The sequence below is a fragment of the Arthrobacter sp. R1-13 genome, from assembly GCF_054161475.1.
This window is the reverse complement of record NZ_CP096420.1, coordinates 1,178,861-1,199,267: the sequence shown is the minus strand read 5'-3', so window position 1 is coordinate 1,199,267 and position 20,407 is coordinate 1,178,861. Positions and strand designations below refer to the sequence as shown.

At 62.2% G+C, this 20,407-nt stretch carries 17 protein-coding genes; 11 read left to right on the top strand and 6 right to left on the bottom strand.

What is annotated here, in order from left to right; all coding sequences use genetic code 11:
• Positions 1-2: 2 nt before the first annotated feature.
• The gene (gene glyA / locus M1D88_RS05575) at positions 3-1,304 is read right to left on the bottom strand and encodes a serine hydroxymethyltransferase (RefSeq protein WP_458113577.1); all 1,302 of its coding nucleotides are present in this window, start codon (positions 1,302-1,304) and stop codon (positions 3-5) included.
• 288 nt (positions 1,305-1,592) lie between these two features.
• Here glyA and purU point away from each other — a divergent pair, with 288 nt between their 5' ends.
• The 4 genes from purU to M1D88_RS05555 all read left to right on the top strand — a co-directional run bounded on the left by purU (position 1,593) and on the right by M1D88_RS05555 (position 4,862).
• Positions 1,593-2,453 carry a formyltetrahydrofolate deformylase gene (purU, locus tag M1D88_RS05570; protein WP_458113576.1) on the top strand — a complete coding sequence of 287 codons (861 nt, stop codon included), beginning with the start codon at positions 1,593-1,595 and terminating at the stop codon, positions 2,451-2,453.
• A 44-nt stretch (positions 2,454-2,497) separates the two neighbouring features.
• The gene (locus M1D88_RS05565) at positions 2,498-3,022 is read left to right on the top strand and encodes a gamma carbonic anhydrase family protein (protein ID WP_458113575.1); all 525 of its coding nucleotides are present in this window, start codon (positions 2,498-2,500) and stop codon (positions 3,020-3,022) included.
• A gap of 63 nt (positions 3,023-3,085) precedes the next feature.
• Complete coding sequence (locus tag M1D88_RS05560; protein ID WP_458113574.1) at positions 3,086-3,913, top strand: oxygenase MpaB family protein; 828 nt, start codon at positions 3,086-3,088, stop codon at positions 3,911-3,913.
• A complete protein-coding gene (locus M1D88_RS05555; RefSeq protein ID WP_458113573.1) occupies positions 3,906-4,862 on the top strand; it encodes a DUF817 domain-containing protein in 957 nt (318 codons plus the stop codon). The genes M1D88_RS05560 and M1D88_RS05555 overlap by 8 nt, the downstream gene beginning before the upstream one ends.
• Here the strand turns inward: M1D88_RS05555 and M1D88_RS05550 are convergent.
• Both M1D88_RS05550 and M1D88_RS05545 read right to left on the bottom strand, forming a co-directional pair.
• Positions 4,830-6,545: a flavin monoamine oxidase family protein gene (locus M1D88_RS05550; protein WP_458113572.1), complete on the bottom strand. Its 1,716-nt coding sequence runs from the start codon at positions 6,543-6,545 to the stop codon at positions 4,830-4,832. The genes M1D88_RS05555 and M1D88_RS05550 overlap by 33 nt on opposite strands.
• Before the next feature lie 50 nt (positions 6,546-6,595).
• The gene (locus M1D88_RS05545; RefSeq protein ID WP_458113571.1) at positions 6,596-8,122 is read right to left on the bottom strand and encodes an amino acid permease; all 1,527 of its coding nucleotides are present in this window, start codon (positions 8,120-8,122) and stop codon (positions 6,596-6,598) included.
• A 101-nt stretch (positions 8,123-8,223) separates the two neighbouring features.
• On the opposite strand from M1D88_RS05545, the gene alr reads away from it, so the two are divergent.
• Entirely contained in the window at positions 8,224-9,438 is a 1,215-nt protein-coding gene (gene alr, locus M1D88_RS05540) for an alanine racemase (protein WP_458113570.1), read from the top strand.
• A complete protein-coding gene (locus M1D88_RS05535) occupies positions 9,428-11,044 on the top strand; it encodes a PucR family transcriptional regulator ligand-binding domain-containing protein (protein ID WP_458113569.1) in 1,617 nt (538 codons plus the stop codon). The genes alr and M1D88_RS05535 overlap by 11 nt, the downstream gene beginning before the upstream one ends.
• An 11-nt stretch (positions 11,045-11,055) precedes the next feature.
• On the opposite strand, the gene M1D88_RS05530 is transcribed toward M1D88_RS05535, so the two are convergent.
• Positions 11,056-11,850 (bottom strand): carbon-nitrogen hydrolase family protein, encoded by a 795-nt coding sequence (locus M1D88_RS05530; protein ID WP_458114436.1) that lies wholly within the window; start codon positions 11,848-11,850, stop codon positions 11,056-11,058.
• A 207-nt stretch (positions 11,851-12,057) separates the two neighbouring features.
• Here M1D88_RS05530 and M1D88_RS05525 point away from each other — a divergent pair, with 207 nt between their 5' ends.
• The 4 genes from M1D88_RS05525 to M1D88_RS05510 all read left to right on the top strand — a co-directional run bounded on the left by M1D88_RS05525 (position 12,058) and on the right by M1D88_RS05510 (position 17,432).
• The gene (locus M1D88_RS05525; RefSeq protein ID WP_458113568.1) at positions 12,058-13,248 is read left to right on the top strand and encodes an ROK family transcriptional regulator; all 1,191 of its coding nucleotides are present in this window, start codon (positions 12,058-12,060) and stop codon (positions 13,246-13,248) included.
• Between the two features lie 131 nt (positions 13,249-13,379).
• Positions 13,380-14,957 carry a multiple monosaccharide ABC transporter ATP-binding protein gene (gene mmsA / locus M1D88_RS05520; protein WP_458113567.1) on the top strand — a complete coding sequence of 526 codons (1,578 nt, stop codon included), beginning with the start codon at positions 13,380-13,382 and terminating at the stop codon, positions 14,955-14,957.
• A gap of 44 nt (positions 14,958-15,001) precedes the next feature.
• A complete protein-coding gene (mmsB, locus tag M1D88_RS05515) occupies positions 15,002-16,282 on the top strand; it encodes a multiple monosaccharide ABC transporter permease (protein WP_458113566.1) in 1,281 nt (426 codons plus the stop codon).
• Between the two features lie 52 nt (positions 16,283-16,334).
• On the top strand, positions 16,335-17,432 hold the full coding sequence (locus tag M1D88_RS05510) for a substrate-binding domain-containing protein (RefSeq protein ID WP_458113565.1): 1,098 nt from the start codon (positions 16,335-16,337) through the stop codon (positions 17,430-17,432).
• Between the two features lie 104 nt (positions 17,433-17,536).
• Here M1D88_RS05510 and M1D88_RS05505 read toward each other — a convergent pair whose 3' ends face one another.
• On the bottom strand, positions 17,537-18,007 hold the full coding sequence (locus M1D88_RS05505; protein ID WP_458113564.1) for a GNAT family N-acetyltransferase: 471 nt from the start codon (positions 18,005-18,007) through the stop codon (positions 17,537-17,539).
• Positions 18,004-19,248, bottom strand: a complete 1,245-nt coding sequence (locus tag M1D88_RS05500; protein WP_458113563.1) for an MFS transporter — start codon at positions 19,246-19,248, stop codon at positions 18,004-18,006. The genes M1D88_RS05505 and M1D88_RS05500 overlap by 4 nt, the downstream gene beginning before the upstream one ends.
• 115 nt (positions 19,249-19,363) lie before the next feature.
• Between M1D88_RS05500 and M1D88_RS05495 the strand changes: the two genes are divergently transcribed.
• On the top strand, positions 19,364-20,341 hold the full coding sequence (locus M1D88_RS05495) for a LacI family DNA-binding transcriptional regulator (protein ID WP_458113562.1): 978 nt from the start codon (positions 19,364-19,366) through the stop codon (positions 20,339-20,341).
• The last annotated feature ends 66 nt before the right edge of the window (positions 20,342-20,407 follow it).

Below are 20,407 nucleotides of genomic sequence, written 5' to 3'. Positions count from 1 at the left end.
GCTTACCACTGCTCATGCTGCGGATACAGCGGGAAGTCGGCGGCGAGTTTGTCTACTCGGGCCTGGAGTGCCTGTACGTCAGTGGCAGCACCGGACTTGAGGGCGGTGGCGATGATGTCTGCAACCTCGGTGAATTCCGCCGCGCCGAAGCCGCGGGTGGCCAGAGCGGGCGTACCGATGCGCAGGCCGGAGGTGACCATCGGCGGGCGTGGGTCGAACGGGACAGCGTTTCGGTTGACGGTGATACCCACCGAGTGCAGGAGATCCTCGGCCTGCTGGCCATCCAGCTGCGAGTTGCGGAGGTCCACCAGGACCAAGTGGACGTCGGTGCCGCCGGTGAGGACCGAGACGCCGGCTTCGGCGACGTCGGACCCGGTGAGGCGGTCAGCGATGATCTTGGCGCCTTCAAGGACGCGCTCCTGGCGCTCCTTGAACTCTTCGGTGCCGGCGATCTTGAACGCGACAGCCTTGGCGGCAATAACGTGCATGAGCGGGCCGCCCTGCTGGCCCGGGAAGACGTTGGAGTTCAGCTTCTTGGCCCACTCCTGCTTCGCCAGGATCACGCCGGAGCGGGGACCTGAAAGCGTCTTGTGAACAGTGGAGGTAACGACGTCGGAGTGCGGCACCGGGCTCGGGTGCAGTCCTGCTGCCACCAGGCCGGCGAAGTGTGCCATGTCGGTCCAGAGCAGTGCGCCTACCTCGTCCGCGATGGAGCGGAAGGCAGCGAAGTCAAGGTGGCGGGGGTAGGCGGACCAGCCGGCGATGATCACCTGCGGCTTCTCTGCAATGGCCTGTGCGCGCAGCTTGTCCATGTCGATGCGGAAGTTGTCCTCTTCCACCTGGTAAGCGGCCACGTTGTAGAGCTTGCCGGAGAAGTTCAGCTTCATGCCATGGGTGAGGTGTCCGCCATGGGCCAGGGACAGGCCCAGGATCTTGTCACCCGGGGTGATCATGGCCGAGAGCGCCGCCGCGTTGGCCTGGGCGCCGGAGTGAGGCTGGACGTTGGCGTACTCAGCACCGAACAGTGTCTTGACGCGGTCGATGGCCAGCTGCTCAGCGACGTCGACATATTCACAGCCGCCGTAGTAGCGGCGTCCCGGGTAGCCTTCTGCGTACTTATTCGTCAGGACAGAGCCCTGGGCTTCCATCACGGCGCGGGGGGCGAAGTTCTCGGAGGCAATCATTTCCAGGGTGCCGCGCTGGCGGCCGAGCTCCTGATCCAGGACTGCTGCGATTTCGGGGTCAAGCTCGGCCAGCGATTGGTTGCTGACCACTGACGAGGTCGTGGGAGTGGAAGTAGTCACGAAGAACTCCTGGCTAGGGAACGGTTACTGCTAAAGGTCAGGCTACCGGCTGGCGAATGGCTCCGCCCGTTGGTTACGGGTCCCCTGGACACAGGACGGCCGCTACGGAGAACCACAGCAAGAGGCGGCAGCATAGTGCACTGCCATCCGGCAAAACATGACCCTCGGCCCAGGCGTACGATCCGTGGTCTTCGTGAGTGCCGCTCCCTGGTGGTTAGCCACCCAACGCCAGTTGCGACCGGTTAAGCGTACAACAGGAGCCATGCCCGCGCAGGTAGGCTGGTCTCCGTGACTGAAGACCTGCTGAACGACTCGTACGTTGTAACCCTCTCCTGCCCGGACCGTCCCGGGATTGTGCATGCCGTCGCCGGCGCTCTCCTGCTGGCCGGATGCAACATTAAGGACTCGCAGCAATACGGAAGCCAGGCAACCGGAACGTTCTTCATGCGGGTGGAGGCCACCACCACCGCCTCCCAGGCAGAGCTGCACACATCGTTGGATCCCGTTGCCCGGGCTTTTGACATGCAGTGGACGCTCAACCCGGCCGGACGCAAGGTTCGGACGCTGCTGATGGCCAGCAAGTCTGCGCACTGCCTCAATGACCTGCTGTTCCTGCAGCGCTCCGGAACGTTGCCGATTGAGATCCCCGCTATCGTCTCCAACCACCGGGACCTCGAGGGCCTTGCTGACTTCTACGGAATCCCGTTCCATCACATCCCCGTCACCCCTGAAACCAAGGTGGACGCCGAGGATGCATTGCGGGCCATCATGGCTGCGAACGACGTCGAGCTCACGGTACTTGCCCGTTACATGCAGGTCCTTTCAGACTCCTTGTGCACCGAACTCACAGGCAAGGCGATCAATATCCATCACTCGTTCCTGCCCTCCTTCAAGGGTGCGAAACCGTATCACCAGGCCCATGCCCGCGGCGTGAAACTGATTGGCGCCACCGCCCACTACGTCACTGCTGCCCTGGATGAGGGACCCATTATTGAGCAGGAGGTCATCCGCGTGGACCACCGCCAGACCGCCGAGCAGTTCGTGCAGATGGGCCGGGACGTGGAAGGCCGCACACTCGCGCAGGCTGTGCAGTGGCATGCCGAACACCGTGTACTGCTGGACGGCAACAGGACTGTTGTCTTCAACTGACGGTCGTTGACCGGCACTGGAGAGGCGTCCTCTAGGCTGTACCCATGGCTCCCCTCTACACCTTTGACGGCAACACCCCGGACGTCCACGACTCAGTTTTTGTGGCCCCCACGGCTTCGATCATCGGCAGGGCATCGCTTGCTGAAAATGCCAGTGCATTCTTCGGGGTCTCAGTAAGGGCCGACACCGCCGCGATCACCGTCGGAGCGGGAAGCAACCTCCAGGACAACGTGGTGCTGCACGCGGATCCGGGCTTCCCCTGCACTGTCGGGGCGGGCGTCAGCGTCGGGCACAGCGCCGTCGTCCACGGCTGCACCGTTGAGGATGACTGCCTTATCGGGATGAGCGCAACCATCCTGAACGGGGCAGTGATCGGCGGCGGTTCTCTCGTGGGCGCAGGCGCCGTCGTCCTGGAGGGGACGGTAATTCCGCCGCGTTCGCTCGTTGCCGGCGTGCCCGCGAAGGTACGGCGGGAACTGAGCGAGGAAGAGTTCGACGGCGTCCGGCGCAACGCCGAGCGGTACGTGGAGCTTGCCCGTGCCCACCGCCAGGAACAATCCGGGCTCTAAAGCTGGCTCACTCGACGCTAGCTGACGGGACACCATTCCGCCGCCCTCGGGTATGGTGTCTGAATGGTTCGTAGACTCGCCGATATTGGGGCCGAGGGCGTCCTGCTGGCCGGGGCAGGGCGTGCCATCCTGCTGCAGATTGCCAATCCCTCGATCGGCCACGCCGTGGCTGAGCACAGCAATTTCATGGAACGGCCGCTTGACCGGCTGCGTACCACCATGAGTTATGTCTATGCCGTGATCTATGGCTCACCGGAGCAACTGGCCGCCATGCGACGAAGCGTCAACCGTGCCCACGCGCCGGTCCGCCGCCAGGCTGGCGCCAATTCCAAGGGCTACAACGCTTTCGACGCCGAGTCCCAGCTTTGGGTGGTGGCCACCCTTTACGACACAGCGGTGACTGTTTACGAACGCATCCATGGCCCGCTCGACGACGATTCCGCCGATGCCGTTTACCGCGAGTACGCGAAAATCGGGACAGCCCTGCAGCTCCCGGACGAGATGTGGCCGGCTAACCGGTCAGCGTTCCGTGAGTACTGGAACCGAAGCCTTACCAACATGAAGGTGGACGAAGTTGCTGTTCGGGTGGCGCGGGACCTGCTGTATCCGTCGGCTGTACCGGTGTGGCTGCGGCTCACCATGCCCCTGGCCCGGCTCCTGACCGCTGGCCTCCTGCCTGACTCGCTTCGGGAGGATTTCAGGCTGCCTTGGAATAAGGGACGGCGTCGGCGCTTCGAAAGGATCGTGCGCCTGCTGGCGGTGGTCAATCCGCTTCTGCCGCAGCGGGTCAGGCATTGGCCGAGGGATTACTATCTGGGCCAAATCGACAGCGTGGCTCACCCACCCCGCTCAATCGTACCGTCAGCCGATCTACGCCGGGCAGATGCCTGAGCCTGCTGCCGGAGGCGACGGTACTTCCACCGAACAGTTCCTGCATCAACGGGCTCACCAGTACCTGGACAAGGTAACTCCATGGGGCCTACGTTCGGGGCTGGTCGAGTTCGGAGTCTTTGGACTGAAACAGGCCTGGGCGTGTGTTTTTGGCGCACTGCTCCTCGCCGTCATCCTGGCGGTGCGCCTCTGGTATCCGGACAGTGCGCTACTGGCCAGGAACGACTTCCTGACGTTGGCCGCCATAGCCATCCAGGTCCTGATGGTCGTCACCAGGCTTGAAACCCTCCGCGAGTTGCGGGTGATCTTGCTGTTCCACGTAGTGGGAACGGGCATGGAGCTCTTCAAAACGAGTGTTGGGTCCTGGTCCTATGAGGCTGACGGTCTTCTCCGCCTCGGAGCCGTTCCGCTCTTCAGCGGTTTCATGTATGCGGCCGTGGGCTCCTACATGGTGCGCGTTTACCGCATCTTTGACCTGCGATTTTCCCGCTATCCCAAGCGCTGGATCACGGCTGTCCTGGCCAGCGCCATCTATGTGAATTTCTTCTCCCATCACTATCTTGCGGATGCCCGGTGGATTTTGCTCGCCTCAATTGCTGTCATCTTCGGCCGGTGCATGATGCGCTTCCGGGTGTTCCGCAGGCACTTCAGGATGCCGTTGGTCCTATCGTTTCTGCTGGTTAGCCTGTTCATCTGGATCGCCGAGAACATCGCCACCTGGTCCAATGCGTGGCTGTATCCAAGCCAGGTGAACGGCTGGCACCTCGTGTCGCTCGACAAGCTGGTCTCCTGGTTCCTCCTGATGATCATCTCGGTGGTGCTCGTCGCCTGGGTCTACAAGCCTTATCCACCCGACCCCGAGCCCGCCGAAGGAACAGAAGAAGAAACAGGCGCTGGTCAGCCATCCATCGGGAGTTCAGTCGAGGGCGATCGGACCCAGGTCCTCTAGCAATTCACCCGGTCCCGGATTTTCCGGAGCGGACTGCCCGCCCAGATGGTTAACCACTCCCCAGACGGCGTTCAATCCTGTGGTGACTGCGCCTTCCGCCCAGCCAGCAGTAAACGAGACGTCGTCCCCGGCCAGGAAGATCCCCCGCTGGTGCTCCGGGAGTTTGTCCTGCTTGAAATGCGAGAAAAGCCGCTGCTGGTAGCGGTAATGCCCGGGCAGATTCGCCTTGAAAGCTCCCATGAAGTTGGGATCGGCTTCCCAGGAGACAGTGATGGGCTGTCCGATGATGTGGCTGGCGATGTCCACACCGGGATAGATCTGCTGCAGCGAATGCAGCATGAGTTCCACACGCTGGTCCGCATCCAGGGCCAGCCACTTGAGGGCGTCATCATTCCACGTATAGGACAGGAGAATGACAGCAGGCTTGTCGGGACCGTCGTCGAGCAGGTAAGTGGCCCGGTTCAGCCGGTCCGTTAGGGTCATCGAGAGAACTTCCCGTCCCGTGCCCGGATCGATGTCCTTCCAGAACGGCCTGTCCACCATCACGAATGTCTTGGACGACTGCATGTAGTGGGAGCGTTCAATTGCAGTCCACAGCTGGGCGGGAAACAGCGCCTCCTCGGTATGGATCCTCGTGGACAGCAACCAGGACTGGCAGGTGGTGACTACAGCCGGGTAGGCAGCCTCGCGGCCCCACCGCTCCCGGACAAGGAAGCTGCCAGCGGGGAGATCGGCACTGTTTGCACGGACGATCCAGTCAACGGCGCCGCGGGGCGATCCGGAATGCAGTGAGGAAAGGGAAGTGCCCTCCGGCCAATGGGCCATGCCCGACGGCGCGTGCTTCCACAGTGCCTCCGGCAGCCGCTGCGCGCCGCCGCTTATCATGCGGTGCTGATCGTCGGCGTCGGTATAAACAACCCGCAGGATTTCCAGGATGGAGTTGGGAAAGTCGGTGTCCCAGCCGCCGGTCCCAAAACCCACCTGGCCGAATGCCTCGCGGTGTGCAAAACCCGCGTCCTTGAAGGACTTGCTTTCCGCAATGAACCCGTAAAACGTCTGTTCATCAAGCTCGGGGAGCAGATCGTTCCAGATTTCCTTGATCCGGGCAGTGTCCCGCGCACGAATGGCCTGTTGCATCTCACTGAACCGGGCGCCGTCGTTCACTGCATGCTTCCAGGCCTCCGCCACCTCACGGAAGAACGGCGGCAGGTCCGCTGAAGTGGTGGCATAATGCTTCTCCCCCGCGAGCTCAATCACCGTACTGGAGGTGCCGGGGGCAAGCGGGTTGGGGAAATCCTGCGTCTGCAGCCCAAGCAGGTCCACGTAGTGATAGAACGCCTTGCCGGAAACCGGGAAGCGCATGCCACCCAGATCCGCCACCACCTCAGGGGCCGACGGGAAGTTGGCCGTCCGCAGCCGCCCACCGATCTGGTCGGCCTCGTACACCACCGGGCGCAACCCAAGTTTCATCAGTTCATAGGCCGTGACAAGTCCCGAAAGCCCGGCGCCGATGATGGCCACTTCTGCTCCATGCAGCTCCGGCGGCACCGAGCCGAGGCCATTGGGGTGGGCCAGATAGTGGTCGTAACTGAACGGGAAATCCGGGTTCAGCATGGTGATGGGGCCCGGAGTGTCCAGGGTGCTTGAAGGATCGGAAGCCGGCAATTCAGTGGCGGTGGTCATGGGAGGTTTGCCTTTGTCAGTTCAGGATTGGACTGGAGATACGGAGGTAATCACGAGGACTGATATTCGGAGGACCGGTGACGTGTTAGTTCACCGTATTCCTCCTGGCTCAGTGCGGCTACCCGTGAGTTGCGGCGGCCGTAGCTGAAGTATGCGGCGATGCCCACGAGCATCCACAGTCCGAAGACCACCCAGGTATCGGCACCGAGGTTGAGCATGAGGTAACCGCACATGGCCGCGCCGAGGATGGGAGTCAGCGGAAACAGCGGAACACGGAAGGTCCGCTCCAGTTCGGGCCGGGTCCGCCGCAGGTAGATGACGGCGACGTTGACCAGGGCAAAGGCAAAGAGGGTTCCGATGCTGGTGGCGTCCGCAAGGGCCCCGAGCGGCACGAGCCCTGCTGTGAGGGCGACGGCGATGCCCACGATGAGCGTTCCGGCCACCGGCGTTCCTGTCCGGCGGGAAACACGGCCAAAGATCCTCGGAACCAGCCCATCGCGCGACATCGAGAGCAGGATGCGGGTCTGTCCATAGAGGACGGTGAGCACAATGGAGGCGATGGCCAGGACTGCACCCACCGAAAAGACGAGCGCGATCCACGGCTGGCCGGTGGTCTCCTCAAGGATGCGGACCAGGGCGGCATCAGTGCCGTCGAACCAGCCCCAGGGCCTGGCACCGATCGCAGCCACGGCAACGAGGACATAGATGGTGGTGACGATGACCATGGACAGCATGATGGCCCTCGGCAGGTCGCGCTTCGGGTTCCGCGCTTCCTCGCCCGCGGTGGAAGCGGCGTCGAAACCGATGTAGGAGAAGAATACGCTGGAAGCGGCGGCGGAAACACCGGCTGCCCCCATCGGCAGGAGAGGCTCGAAGTTGCCGGCGTTGAAGGCCGTGAAAGCAACTGCGCAGAAGAAGACAAGGATGCCTACCTTGACGACAACGATCGCGGTGTTGATCCACGCGCTCTCCTTGGCACCACGCACCAGCAACAGCATGGCAAGCACCACGATCACCATGGCCGGGATGTTCATCATCCCGCCTTCACCCGGCGGCTGTGAGATCGCATCCGGAAGGACGTTACCGAAGACAGCGAGGGTTTCGTTGACGTATTGTCCCGCCCCGACGGCTACTGCAGCGACAGAAACCGCATATTCCAGGACAAGGCACCAGCCGCAGATCCACGCCATGCCCTCGCCCATGGTGGCGTAGCTGTAGGAGTAGCTGGAGCCCGCGACGGGCACGAGGCCGGCCATCTCGGCGTAGGAAACGGCGGACAGCAGCGCAGCGAGTCCGGCGATGGCGAAGGAGATCCAGATCGCCGGACCGGCCAGCGGTACGGATTCGCCGAGGATCACCAGGATCCCGGTTCCGAGGGTGGCTCCCACACTGATCATGGTCAGCTGCAGCACGCCAAAGCTGCGGACCAGCTTGGGAGCGTCCTGACTGCCTTCCGCCTCGCTAAGCATCTGACCGATCGGCTTTCGGCGGAGCAGCTGCGCCGTCAGCCCGGTGCGCTGCCCACCCCCTTCCGGTGCGGCGGCGGGCTTCTGTCCGGTGATGGTTGGCAGAGTCATCGTTGACGTCCGTTCGTGAGTAGTGAGCCAATTTCCCTCGACCAAGCTTGGCATGTGAGCCACCTCTCACAGTTGTGCAAAATGACCTATAGTGATCTGCCATGAGACAAAATGCACAGAACGCAAGCACTGCAGGCGCGGTGTTTTCAGGGCAGGTCAGCGTAGACCTCTCGGCAATTGCAAGCAACGTCCGTAGGCTCCGGGAGCTTTCACCGGGACGGCATTTCATGGCGGTTGTGAAGGGAAACGCGTACGGGCACGGGCTGGTGGACGTCGCCAGAACGGCAGTTTCCGCCGGCGTCGACTGGCTCGGAACGGCGCAGCTCACAGAAGCGATCACCCTTCGCAAGGACGGTATCACCGCGCCGGTGTTGTCCTGGTTGTACCTGGCTTCAGCCTCCAGCGAGGTCATCCGGGAAGCCGCCGAACACGACGTCGACATGTCAGTGGGCAGCGTTGCCCAGCTCGACGTGCTGGCCGGGGTTGCCCGTCTGGCAAAGCAGCGGGTGGCGGTGCACCTCGAACTGGACAGCGGGCTAAGCCGTGGCGGTGCGCGCGCCGAGGACTGGCCGGAACTGGTGTCTGCTGCCCGCGTGGCCGAGCTCGAGGGGACCCTCATGGTGCGCGGGGTATGGACGCACCTGGCCTGGGCCGATGTTCCTGCCCACCCCGGAAATGCCGCAGCCGTGGCCGCTTTCGAGGACGCAGTGCAGCAAGCACGGACAGCAGGACTTGAACCCGAACTGTGCCACGTTTCCAGTTCAGCGAACATCCTGGACCGCCCGGAGTTCGCCTTCGACATGGTCCGGGCGGGCCTGGCTATCTACGGATTGGCCCCGGCTGACCATCTCGACCCCGCAGCCTTCGGGCTTCGCCCCGCCTTGACCGTTACGGCACCGGTGGTACTGGTGAAGAAGGTGCCCGCCGGCACAGGGATCAGTTATGAACACCAGGCCATCACACACGAACCCCGGTATCTTGGCCTGATCCCGATGGGCTACGCCGACGGCATTCCCAAGGGCATTTCGGGTCGCAGCGTGGTGCAGTTGGGTGGGCGCCGCGTTCCTGTGATCGGGAAGGTCTGCATGGACCAGTTCATGGTGGATCTGGGCCCCGAAACGGGCGGCGTCTGCGTTGGTGACACGGCTGTGCTATTTGGAGATCCAGGCACCGGGGCCGCGAGCGCTGATGACTGGGGAGCTGCAATCGGCAGCCATGGCGATGAGATCATCAACCGGATAGCACCCCGTCTGCCGCGTGCTTACGAGTGCCCTGATTACGAGGAACTCCACAGAGGCGCCCCCAATGTCGCCTGACGCCGGAACCGAAGGGCTGACCGCCGTTACGCTCGAACAGTTCCTGGCGCAGTTGCCGCCGGAGTTAAGCACCCTGCACGACGGCGGCAACCGCACCACGACGCTGCGGTGGGTTGAGCCAAGCGAGCTGGAGGACCCAACGCCCTATCTGCTCGATGGCGAGTTCCTCCTCACCTCCGGCCTACCCTTCGTGGGCGAAGGCGGTGCCGCAGAGAAGGTGGATGCCTATGTGGCGAGGCTCGTTCAGGCCAGCGTGACCGCCCTTGGCTTCGGCCTGGAACCCTATTTCAAGGCGGTTCCGGACGCCGTGGTTCAGGCTTGCATCCGCCACAACCTGACCCTTGTGGAGATCCCGCACACGGTGCCGTTCGCGGCCCTGGGCCTTGAATTCTCCCAGCTGCTGGAATCAGATAAGGCCAGGCTGCTGCGGGAATTGGCGGACACCAACAGGCAACTGATGAGAGCCGTGCTTTCCGCCCGGCCGGAGCACGAACTCCTCGCCGCCCTTGTGCAGCGCGTCCCCGTGTGGGCTCTTCTGGTGGGTGCTGACGGAAGGGCCAGGGCACGTGCGGGTGCAGTCCCGGAGCTGGCCAAGCTCCAGCCACTGCTGGGCCGCCTTCTTTCCGGGAGCGGACCCCGGGTGGAAACGGATACTCTGGACTCCCCCGGCTCCTCCCAGGTATTCGGACACCCCTTGCGCAGCACGCGGGATGCCAATCTGGGCGGCCTGGTCCTGGGCAGCGACAAGCCCCTGACGCCAGCGCAGAACAGTGTGGTGTCATCCGCCGTCGGCCTCCTGGAACTTCTGGTGCGCCAGCGGACCAGCGGTTCCCTGGCGCCAAGCCAGCTGGCGACGGCGCTGCTGCTGCATCCGGACAGCCTGGCAACCGGGGGAACCCGGCACGTAAACGCCATGAGGGACCTGCTGGCGCAAAGCACAGGCTCCTCGCGCTCGGCATCTCTCCGCGTGGTTCAGGGGATCAAGACCGAGCAGGCTATCAAGAGGGATTCCCCCTCCTGGCCTGCGGGCGACAGTCCTGTCAGGGAGCTCCTGCAGTGGCGGCGGATGCTGGACACCAAGCTCGTGGAGATCACCGATTACGGCTTCACCGCAATCACGCGGCTGAAGGTGGACGACGCCCTTTTGGCCGACGTCGAAAAGCTCGGTTGGCGTCTGGCTATCGGAGATGCCACCGAATTGACCGGCCTTGCTGCCGCCCATCAGCGTGTGACCTCGCTTCGTCCCCGGGTCAAAACCACAGGCAGGAGCGCCAGGGTGGACGAGGTCAGCTGGTCAGTTGAAGGACTTTTGGGGCGCGACGCCGGGACGATGCTTGCCGCCCGGCTGTTGGAGCCGATCCTCAATCAGGACGCCGAGCGCCGCACCACACAGCTTTCAGTCCTGCGCGCGTGGCTGGGCGAAAACGGGAGTTGGGATGCCACAGCGAAGGTCCTGGGCCTGCATCGGAACAGCGTGCGCCGGCAGATCAACGCCCTTGGCGAGCTGTTGGACATGGACCTTAACCAGGCCCGCGTACGTGCGGAACTCTGGTTCGCACTCCAGTATGCCCACGAAGTTCCCGGCCTGCCGGAGGTTTCCGCCTAGTCCTCTGTGGCTCATCCCTCCCAGGAGCGGTAAAGGTCAGGCCTGCGCTCCCGAAGGTAGGGAACTGCAGACCGGGCGGCCTTTGCTGCCCCCGGATCAACGGTGGCAAACAGCAATTCGTCGTCTGAGCCAGCAGCGGCCAGCAGGGCGCCATCCGGACCTGCCACCACGCTGCCGCCAAGGAATGTGCAGCCGTCTTCCACGCCGCTGTGGTTGGCGTAGGCCACCGTCAGCTGGCTTTCGAGGGCCCTGGCGCGCAGCAGAACCTGGGGTACGGAGTCGAACCCTTCGGACAAAGCCGTAGGGACCAAGAGCAGTTCGGCGCCCCGGACCGCCGCCGCGCGTACCGGCTCCGGGAACTCGACGTCGTAGCAGATCAACAGCGACGTTGGAATGCCAAGGAAATCGACGACGCCGGGAGGCGCCTCTGCAGAGGTGAATGCCTCGCGCTCCTCGGCTCCGAACAAATGCACCTTTTCATAGCTGATTAGCTCGTTCCCCTGATCATCAACGAGGGTGGCAGCTATGCGCCAATGGCCCTCGTCAGTTACCGCGGGCAGGCTGTAGACGAGCGCAATCCCCTGCTTCCGGGCTGTTTCGGAGAGCATTCGCCGAATGGCGGGAAGTCTCTCCGGATCAAGCTCGTTCCGCACCCTAAGGGGCGCGTAGCCGACCGGAAAGAGCTCGGAGGTCAGCAGCAGGTCGGCACCGGCGGCAGCAGCTTTTCCCGCAACCTCATCCAGTGTGCGGCAGTTCGCGTCAACATCCAGCACCACCGAGTTCGCCTGCATCACGGCCAACAGCACCAGCACCACTCCACTTTCCCTGTGTGGATCCGCTCCCTCGTCGGATCTCCCTCTTCAGACTAGCGACGCTTCCGCCATCCAAGGGCGTGCATTTGGACCCGTGCGGCCGTCTAGGTGGGCAGTTTGTCCACGAGTTCTTGACCGCAGGCTTCGATGTTTGCGTTAACTTCTTGACTGCAAGGGCCGTGATGGTGCACGCTTCATTTTATGCCCGGCACACCGCGCTCGACGAAGAGCAGACCCCAAAACCCTGGTTCACAGTCGGCTCTGAGACATCTGAACCAACAGCGGATCATCCAGTGCCTTCTGAATGGTCCGTCGACCCAGGCTGACCTCGCGCGTCAGACCGGGCTCTCCACTGCCACGGTTTCCAACATCGTCAGGATCATGCTCGACGCCGGTCTGGCGTCCACCGAGCCGACCACCAGTTCAGGGCGCCGGGCCCTGAATGTTCGCCTCAACAGCAATGGCGCTGTGGCGGTCGGAATCGACTTCGGACGCAGGCACCTGCGGGTCGTCCTGGCCTCGCTCGGGTACCACATCATTGCCGAGGAAACGGTACTCCTGCCGCTGGGCCACAGTGCTGAGGAAGGCATCCGCACAGCAGTTGAACTGCTGGGAAAACTCCTCGAGGAAGGCGGCGTGGAGCGCCGCGCAGTGGTGGGTGCCGGCGTCGGCATACCCGGCCCTATCGACCGGCGGACGGGCACCGTGGCGCAGGGCGCCATCCTGCCAGAATGGGTCGGGATCAATATCCTTCACAGTCTGGAAGAAGCCCTCAATTTCCCCGTCTTTGTTGACAACGACGCCAATCTCGGCGCTCTGTCCGAGGTGACGTGGGGGCCTCATAGCGGAATCAGCAACCTCATGTTCATGAAAATCGGATCCGGTATCGGCGCCGGGCTGATCCTCAACGGTGCCCCCTATTACGGCAACGTTGGGATCACCGGAGAAATCGGCCACGCCACCATTCACGAACACGGGCTGATCTGCCGCTGCGGCAACCGCGGATGCCTGGAAACCATCGCTTCCACCACCACCATGATCGAGCTCCTCAGCAGGGGTGAGGAGAAGCCCCTGGCCCCGGAGGACATCGTCCGGAAGGCACTGGCGCGGGACTCGGCAACCCTTCGGGTAGTCGATGATGCGGGCCTGGCTGTGGGCCGAGCCTTGGGCAATGTGGCCAACCTGATCAACCCCGAAGTCATCGTTGTGGGCGGTCCGCTGGCTGGACTGGGCGCCCTGCTCCTTGACCCCATCAGGCGTGGGCTGGTCCGGCACGCAGTACCCGTCATTGGCGAAACCACCACCTTGACCATGTCCTCCCTGGGCAACCGGGCAGAAGCGCTTGGAGCTGCGGCTTTGGTATTCCAACACTCGGGAATCAGAAGGGAGTAACGTTTTTGTTATCGGCCTGTTGCGTTAACTACTTGACGACAAGGGCAGCGATCCAGTTTACTTTCTCATCAGACGGCCCTGCGATTTGCTGGGCGGACAACGAAGTCAATGCATTGGAGGCGTAAGGGCAAATGACGTCCCTGGATACGCAAGGTGAATCCCTCAGCACAGACAACGAACCGACAATCCTCGAGATGCGCTCCATCACCAAGGAGTTCCCCGGCGTTAAAGCATTGGCCGATGTGAACCTCCGTGTGAAGGCCGGCGAAATCCACGCTATCTGCGGCGAGAACGGTGCCGGCAAATCGACTTTGATGAAAGTCCTGTCCGGTGTCTACCCCTACGGCAGCTACAGCGGCGACATCGTTTACCAAAACGAGGTCCAGCATTTCAAGGACATCCGGGCCAGCGAGCACGCCGGCATCGTGATCATCCACCAGGAGCTCGCCCTGATCCCGGAACTCTCCATCATGGAGAACATCTTCCTGGGCAACGAACCCACCAAACGCGGCGTGATCGACTGGGCGGAAGCCCGCATCCGTTCCACCGAACTGTTGGCGCGGGTGGGGCTCCGCGAGGATCCCGATACTCCCATCAAGGAGATCGGCGTCGGCAAACAGCAGCTCGTGGAAATTGCCAAGGCCCTGAACAAGTCGGTCAAGATCCTGATCCTCGACGAGCCCACCGCGGCGCTGAATGAATCGGATTCCCAGCATCTCCTGGACCTGATCCTGGGCCTGAAGGGCAAGGGAATCACGTCCATCATCATTTCCCACAAGCTGAACGAGATCGAGCAGATCGCCGATTCCATCACCATCATCCGCGATGGCAAGTCGATCGAGACGCTGAACGTGAAGGCCGACGGCGTGGACGAGGACCGCATCATCAAGGGAATGGTAGGCCGGACCCTCGAATCGCGGTTCCCGGATCATGAGCCCAAGATCGGTGAGGTTTTCTTCGAGGTCAAGAACTGGACAGTGGGTCACCCCCAGATCCAGGACCGCTTGGTCTGCAAGAACTCCAGCTTCTTCGTGCGGCGTGGCGAGATCGTCGGCTTCGCCGGTCTGATGGGGGCGGGGCGCACAGAGTTGGCGCGCTCGGTCTTTGGCCGCTCTTATGGCAGGTTCATTTCCGGGCACGTCTATAAGGACGGCAAGGAAATCCATCTACGCAGCGTCCGCCAGGCCATCGACGCCGGGCTGGGCTATGTCACCGAGGACCGCAAGAGCCTCGGACTGAACCTGCTGGATGACATCAAGACCACCACCGTCTCGGCCAACCTGAAGGCAATCAGCAAAAACAGCGTGGTGGACACCGATAAGGAATTCGCCGTCGCCGAGCAGTACCGGAAGTCCCTCCGGACCAAAACGCCTTCCGTTCAGGAAGGAGTGGCCAAGCTCTCCGGTGGCAACCAGCAGAAGGTGGTGCTCGCCAAGTGGATGTTTACTGATCCGGACCTGCTGATTCTCGACGAACCCACCCGCGGCATCGACGTTGGGGCCAAGTACGAGATTTACGGCATCATCCAACAGCTGGCCAACCAGGGAAAGGGCGTCATCGTCATTTCCTCAGAGTTGCCTGAGCTCCTGGGGCTCTCTGACCGCATCTACACCATCTTCGAAGGCTCCATCACAGGGGTCCTGACCAAAGACGAAGCCAGCCAGGAGAGCCTGATGAAACTCATGACCTCTGCCCGCAAGACCGCCTGATCGATGGAACTCTCCAGATCCTTCCAGATAAGAGGACTGAAACAATGAACCCGCTCAAGAAGCTATTTGGCGGAAACACCCGTCAATTCGGCATGATCTTCGCCTTGGTCGCGCTGATCATCTTCTTCCAGATTGCCACAGGGGGCATCACGCTTACCCCGGGCAACGTCATCAACCTCTTCAACGGCAACTCGTACATCCTGATCCTCGCCATCGGTATGGTCCTGGTGATTATTGCTGGCCACATAGACCTGTCTGTGGGATCGGTCGCTGCCTTCGTCGGCGTCACCGTGGCGCTGGCCATCCGCGACTGGGGTATCCCTTGGTACCTCGGTGTGCTGCTGGGCCTCGGACTGGGTGTGCTGATCGGCGCCTGGCAAGGGTTCTGGACTGCCTACGTGGGCATTCCTGCGTTTATCGTGACCCTGGCGGGTATGCTGCTCTTCCGCGGCTTCAACCAGTTTGTGGGCAAGTCCAACACGATCCCCGTTCCGGCCGACTTCCAGTATCTCGGCTCAGGCTACCTGCCAGAAGTAGGCCCGAATCTCGGGTACAACAACCTGACCCTGCTGTTGGGCCTGCTGGCCGCCGCCTTCGTGGTTTTTGGTGCCGTGCGTTCGCGTAACCGGGCAAAAGCCCTGGGCGCAGAGGTCCCGGAAATATGGGTCACAGTCCTGAAGCTCGTACTGATCTGCGGCGCCATCCTATACGCCACATACCTGTTCGCAACCGGGCGTCCAGGCACCTCGTTCCCCATCCCGGGCCTCATCCTCGCCGTGTTGGTCCTGGTTTACGGGTTCATCTCCTCCAAGACGGTCGTCGGCAGGCACGTCTACGCAGTCGGCGGAAACCGGCACGCAGCAGAGCTCTCCGGCGTCCAATCCAAGAAGGTCAACTTCCTGGTCATGATGAACATGTCCGTCCTGGCCGGGCTGGCAGGCATGATCTTCGTTGGCCGCTCCACAGCCTCCGGCCCGTTCGACGGCGTGGGCTGGGAACTGGACGCAATCGCGGCCGTCTTCATCGGCGGCGCCGCTGTGACCGGCGGCGTGGGTACCGTGATCGGCTCGATCGTCGGCGGCCTTGTGATGGCCGTCCTGAACAACGGACTGCAGTTGCTGGGTGTCGGCGCCGACCTCACCCAGATCATCAAGGGCATGGTGCTTCTCATTGCTGTGGCGTTCGACGTCTACAACAAGACCCAGGGAAAGCCATCAATCATCGGCCTGCTGACGAGGAACTTCAGCCGCCCCGGCGGCCCCAGCAGCCCGCTCCAACCCGACGAGACCACCTCCACCAAAGAGGTCATTTCCAAAGAAGCCTGAAATCAGGCTGCAAAGCACTTCCGCACTCCCCCTATAGAAAGTGAACCAAGAAATGCAACTGATTGGTAAAGCAGGAAAGGCGGCAGCAATCGCTGCCATTGCGGCACTGGCGCTGACAGCCTGCGGCCGCGCCGAAACTCCCACCACCGGAGGAACCGCCGGAGGCGAGGCCTTCCCCAAGGACTCCTCCATCGGCGTCTCGCTTCCCCAGAAGACCAGCGAGAACTGGGTACTAGCGGAGAAGCTGTTCAACGACGGCCTTTCACAGTCCGGCTTCAAGCCTGACGTCCAGTTCGCCAATGGCGGCGTGTCCGAGCAGCAGAACCAGATCAGCGCAATGATCACCAAGGGTGCCAAGGTCATCATTGTTGGCGCAATCGACGGCGCTCAGTTGGGAACCCAGCTCAAGCAGGCCAAGGACGCCGGTGCCACGATCATCGCCTATGACCGTCTGCTGCTGAACACCGAGAACGTGGACTACTACGTGGCCTACGACAACTTCAAGGTGGGCGAGCTGCAGGGTAAGGCGCTGCTGGACGGCATGAAGGCCAAGAAGCCCACCGGCCCGTACAACATCGAACTCTTCGCTGGCTCGCCTGATGACGCCAACGCGGCTGTCTTCTTCAACGGCGCCATGAGCGTGCTCAAGCCGGAAATCGACAACGGCAACCTGAAGGTGCTTTCCGGCCAGACGACCTTCGAGCAGGCAGTCACCCAGGGCTGGGAGGCAGAAAACGCCCAGCGGCGGGCCGATACTCTGCTGACTGGAAGTTACGGCACGGAGTCTCTCGACGGCGTTCTGTCCCCGAATGACACCTTGGCGCGCGCGGTCCTGACTTCGGTCAAGGCAGCCGGCAAGCCGCTCCCTGTCATCACCGGGCAGGACTCGGAAGTTGAGTCCGTCAAGTCCATCATGGCGGGCGAGCAGTACTCCACCATCAACAAGGACACCCGCAAGCTCGTTGAGCACGCCATCACCATGGTGAAGGACCTCCAGGCAGGCAAGACGCCTGAGATCAACGACGACAAGTCCTACGACAACAAGGTCAAGGTGGTCCCGGCCTACCTGCTGGAGCCGGTCATTGTGACCGCCGCCAACGTCAAGACGGCCTACACTGACGATCCGGTTCTCGGACCCATCACCAAGTAGTTCGCCTTTAGGCAAGTAGCACCGGAGCCCTGGCTTCCCTGGTTCGCTAAGGGGGCCGGGGCTCCTTTCTCTAAGACGAGCGACTCTTTAAGACTGGCTAGGGGCTAGGAGAGTTGCCGGCTCATGGCGTAGTTGGTCAGGATGACTCCGTCACGGAGGATCCGGCGATGTTCACCAACCGTAAATCCGTGCTTTTCAAAGAACTTTTTGGCAGCTTCACTGGCGTTGGTGCTGAGGCTATTGGCCCCTCGTCTGGAGGCTTCAACAAAAATCCAAGACATCAGAGCTGTTCCCACACCCGTCCGGCCATGTTCCGGCGCCACGAACATCATGTCGATGTATCCCTGCGCGTCAACATCACTAAAACCCGCAACTTCACCGTCCACTTCAGCGACAACACCATTGCGTGTGGTCTGCTTGCGCCCCCAAGACTCCACATCGATATCCTCAGGAGCCCACACCGCAATCTGCTCAGGTGAATAGCTTGAGGAAGCAGTCACATGAACGGCCCGATAGAAGATGTCCAGGGTCGCTGCCGCGTCCCGGGACTCATAGCGGCGGAGAGTGATCGTCATTGTTCCAGCATAGGGATGTCGCTTTGCACTTTCTTCCTGGCTTTCTGCGAGAGGCGCTGGCAGATCGGTAGGAGGACCGGGGTCAATGCGAGCAAGGCCGCGCAAAGTCCAGCTACGGCCAGCATCGCTCCACGAAGGCCGGCGGCTTCGGACCATAGGCCAACATAGACCGGACCAAGGAGAAACCCTAAGTAGGACACGGTGGCGAGGAGGGATGTGGCCCTGCCTCGGGCTTCCTCACGGATGGAGCAGGATAGCATTCCCAACAGCGTCGGATACAGAACGGCCGTGCCTGCAGCGGAGACCGCCAGCCCGATCCAGGCGGTGCTGGTCGTTGTCGCAATGGCCAGAATTGCCGCGCCGAGGCTGGCGCCGACCGCGCCAAGGATCAACATGCCGCGCGCCTGGGTTGCTTTCACGGCTCCGGCACTGAAACGGGTGATAGCGACCACGGTCGCGAAAACAGCAGGGGCCGTGGAACTCAATCCGGGACCGGTTCCCAGCTCGTCTTCAAAGAACACAGCTGACCAGCTCTGATGGGCATTTTCGCCCGCGAAGGCCAAGGCGCCGAGAGTTCCGAGGAGGAGGACGGGTAGCACGGCCACAGCAGGTCTGGCGCTGTTACTGTCGCGGTCTCTCGATTCAGTTCCCTCTTCCCTCACCCCTGGATCGGCACCGGGTGGAGTCTGGACAGGAAATGCGCGCAGAAGAAACAGACCGACAAGAACCGACGCCACACCAACCACGGTGAAGGAGAATACGACAGTTGCACCAAGCGTGGCTGACAGACCGGTGCCAAGGCTGGAGACGACCACGAAGGCGGAAAACATGCCGTGGGATCGCGTAATTACCGGCCTTGCTGCTGCCTGCTCCGCAGCCCCCGCCGCGGCGTTGATTGCGACGTCGGCCGCGCCGCTGGCCGCACCTACAAGGAGCAGGCCAAGACATAGGGTAGTGAAGTCCATCGCACCCAGTGCGATGACCAGTCCTGAAACGCCTTGGGCAGTAAGGGCCGAAGCGGCTGTGAGGCGGACCCCCAGCCGATCAACCACCCGGCCGACCAGCAGCATGGCGGGCAGTGCCCCGGCACCAATGAACAACAGAGCCATCCCCAGCTGGCCGTCGGAAATGCCAGTCTGTGTTCTAAGGCCCGGAATCGACGCGCCCCAAGTGCCCCAAAAAATGCCAAATGCTGCGAACGACGTATAGGAGGCCAGAGGCAGGTTTGGAGCAGCAGACATGGATAAGCGATTCATTTGTGTAACGATACACAAGTATGCTGGGTTTATGCCATCTTCCCCTTCGGGCTCCCGGGTCACGCTCAGTGAGGTGGCCCGCACAGCAGGGGTCTCCGTGATGACGGCTTCATACACTTACAACACTCCATCGCGAGTGTCTGCTGCATCCCGGGAAAAAGTTTTGGCCGCTGCGGAATTGTTGGGCTATCCCGGACCGGACCCCAGCGCAAGATCCTTGCGTCGGGGAACCAGCGGGGCGCTCGGAGTGGTCTTGGGAGAGAGCCTTCCCTACGCATTCGACGATTCCCAGGCAACACGATTCCTTGCCGGGATAGCCGATGTTTGCGCCCGGCACGGACTAGCCATGACCATCCTTCCCACCAACGGTACGACTGAAGACGCTCAGCGCATCCGAGCGGCGGCCGCCGACGGCTTTGTGGTGTGGACGACTACGGATGATGACCCGGTCCTTGACGCCTTAGCTATGACAGGCCGCCCGGTCAGCATCCACGGCGGGCCGCTGAGAAGCGAATTCAGCCTGATAGGTATCGACGATCGGGCGGCGGCACGGGCTGTCGCCGAGGAGGGGCTCCGTCAAAGCAACCGCCCGGCCATCGTGAGCTTTCCGTTTTCGAAACTAAGGGCTGAAGCGCTCACTCTGGGGCTGCACCCCGCAGAAGCCACCTTCCCTGTGACCCGGAACCGGCTGCTTGGATTCCAGGACGCCATCACCGCCGCTGGGTTCCACTGGAGCCGAATCCCCATTGCAGTATGTTCGACCAACAGCGCCACCGAGTCAGTTCGTGCCGCCGAAAGGCTGCTCAGCAGCGGCGACCGACCGGATCTGATCCTCACAATGAGTGATGAGCAGGCCCGAGGAGTCCTCGATGCCGCTACCCAAGCCGGCATCCAGATTCCAGCGGACCTTGCCGTAACCGGCTGGGATGCTTCCGCCAGTGGGCAGGAACGGGGCCTCACGACAATAGAGCAGGATCTCCGTCAACAGGGAGCTGCCTGCGCTGAGTCCGTCATTACCGGCAACCGCATATTCCAGTCGCAACCCTGGCGCCTGCTTGTCGGGCGAACCACGCGCTAACCGCCACGAATTCTCACTACATCTCGAAGTGAAGTTGCTTCCAGCAATGGAGCGTGCAGGTCTGGT

Excerpts from the sequence above, each read along its gene's own strand:
- M1D88_RS05560 (WP_458113574.1), top strand. The coding sequence starts at position 3,086 with ATGGTTCGTAGACTCGCCGATATTGGGGCCGAGGGCGTCCTGCTGGCC.
- M1D88_RS05500 (WP_458113563.1), bottom strand. The coding sequence starts at position 19,248 with ATGTCTGCTGCTCCAAACCTGCCTCTGGCCTCCTATACGTCGTTCGCA.
- M1D88_RS05525 (WP_458113568.1), top strand. The coding sequence starts at position 12,058 with ATGCCCGGCACACCGCGCTCGACGAAGAGCAGACCCCAAAACCCTGGT.
- M1D88_RS05495 (WP_458113562.1), top strand. The coding sequence starts at position 19,364 with ATGACGGCTTCATACACTTACAACACTCCATCGCGAGTGTCTGCTGCA.
- M1D88_RS05535 (WP_458113569.1), top strand. The coding sequence starts at position 9,428 with ATGTCGCCTGACGCCGGAACCGAAGGGCTGACCGCCGTTACGCTCGAA.
- M1D88_RS05510 (WP_458113565.1), top strand. The coding sequence starts at position 16,335 with ATGCAACTGATTGGTAAAGCAGGAAAGGCGGCAGCAATCGCTGCCATT.
- mmsB (WP_458113566.1), top strand. The coding sequence starts at position 15,002 with ATGAACCCGCTCAAGAAGCTATTTGGCGGAAACACCCGTCAATTCGGC.
- alr (WP_458113570.1), top strand. The coding sequence starts at position 8,224 with ATGAGACAAAATGCACAGAACGCAAGCACTGCAGGCGCGGTGTTTTCA.
- M1D88_RS05550 (WP_458113572.1), bottom strand. The coding sequence starts at position 6,545 with ATGACCACCGCCACTGAATTGCCGGCTTCCGATCCTTCAAGCACCCTG.
- mmsA (WP_458113567.1), top strand. The coding sequence starts at position 13,380 with ATGACGTCCCTGGATACGCAAGGTGAATCCCTCAGCACAGACAACGAA.
- M1D88_RS05555 (WP_458113573.1), top strand. The coding sequence starts at position 3,906 with ATGCCTGAGCCTGCTGCCGGAGGCGACGGTACTTCCACCGAACAGTTC.
- M1D88_RS05505 (WP_458113564.1), bottom strand. The coding sequence starts at position 18,007 with ATGACGATCACTCTCCGCCGCTATGAGTCCCGGGACGCGGCAGCGACC.
- M1D88_RS05545 (WP_458113571.1), bottom strand. The coding sequence starts at position 8,122 with ATGACTCTGCCAACCATCACCGGACAGAAGCCCGCCGCCGCACCGGAA.
- M1D88_RS05565 (WP_458113575.1), top strand. The coding sequence starts at position 2,498 with ATGGCTCCCCTCTACACCTTTGACGGCAACACCCCGGACGTCCACGAC.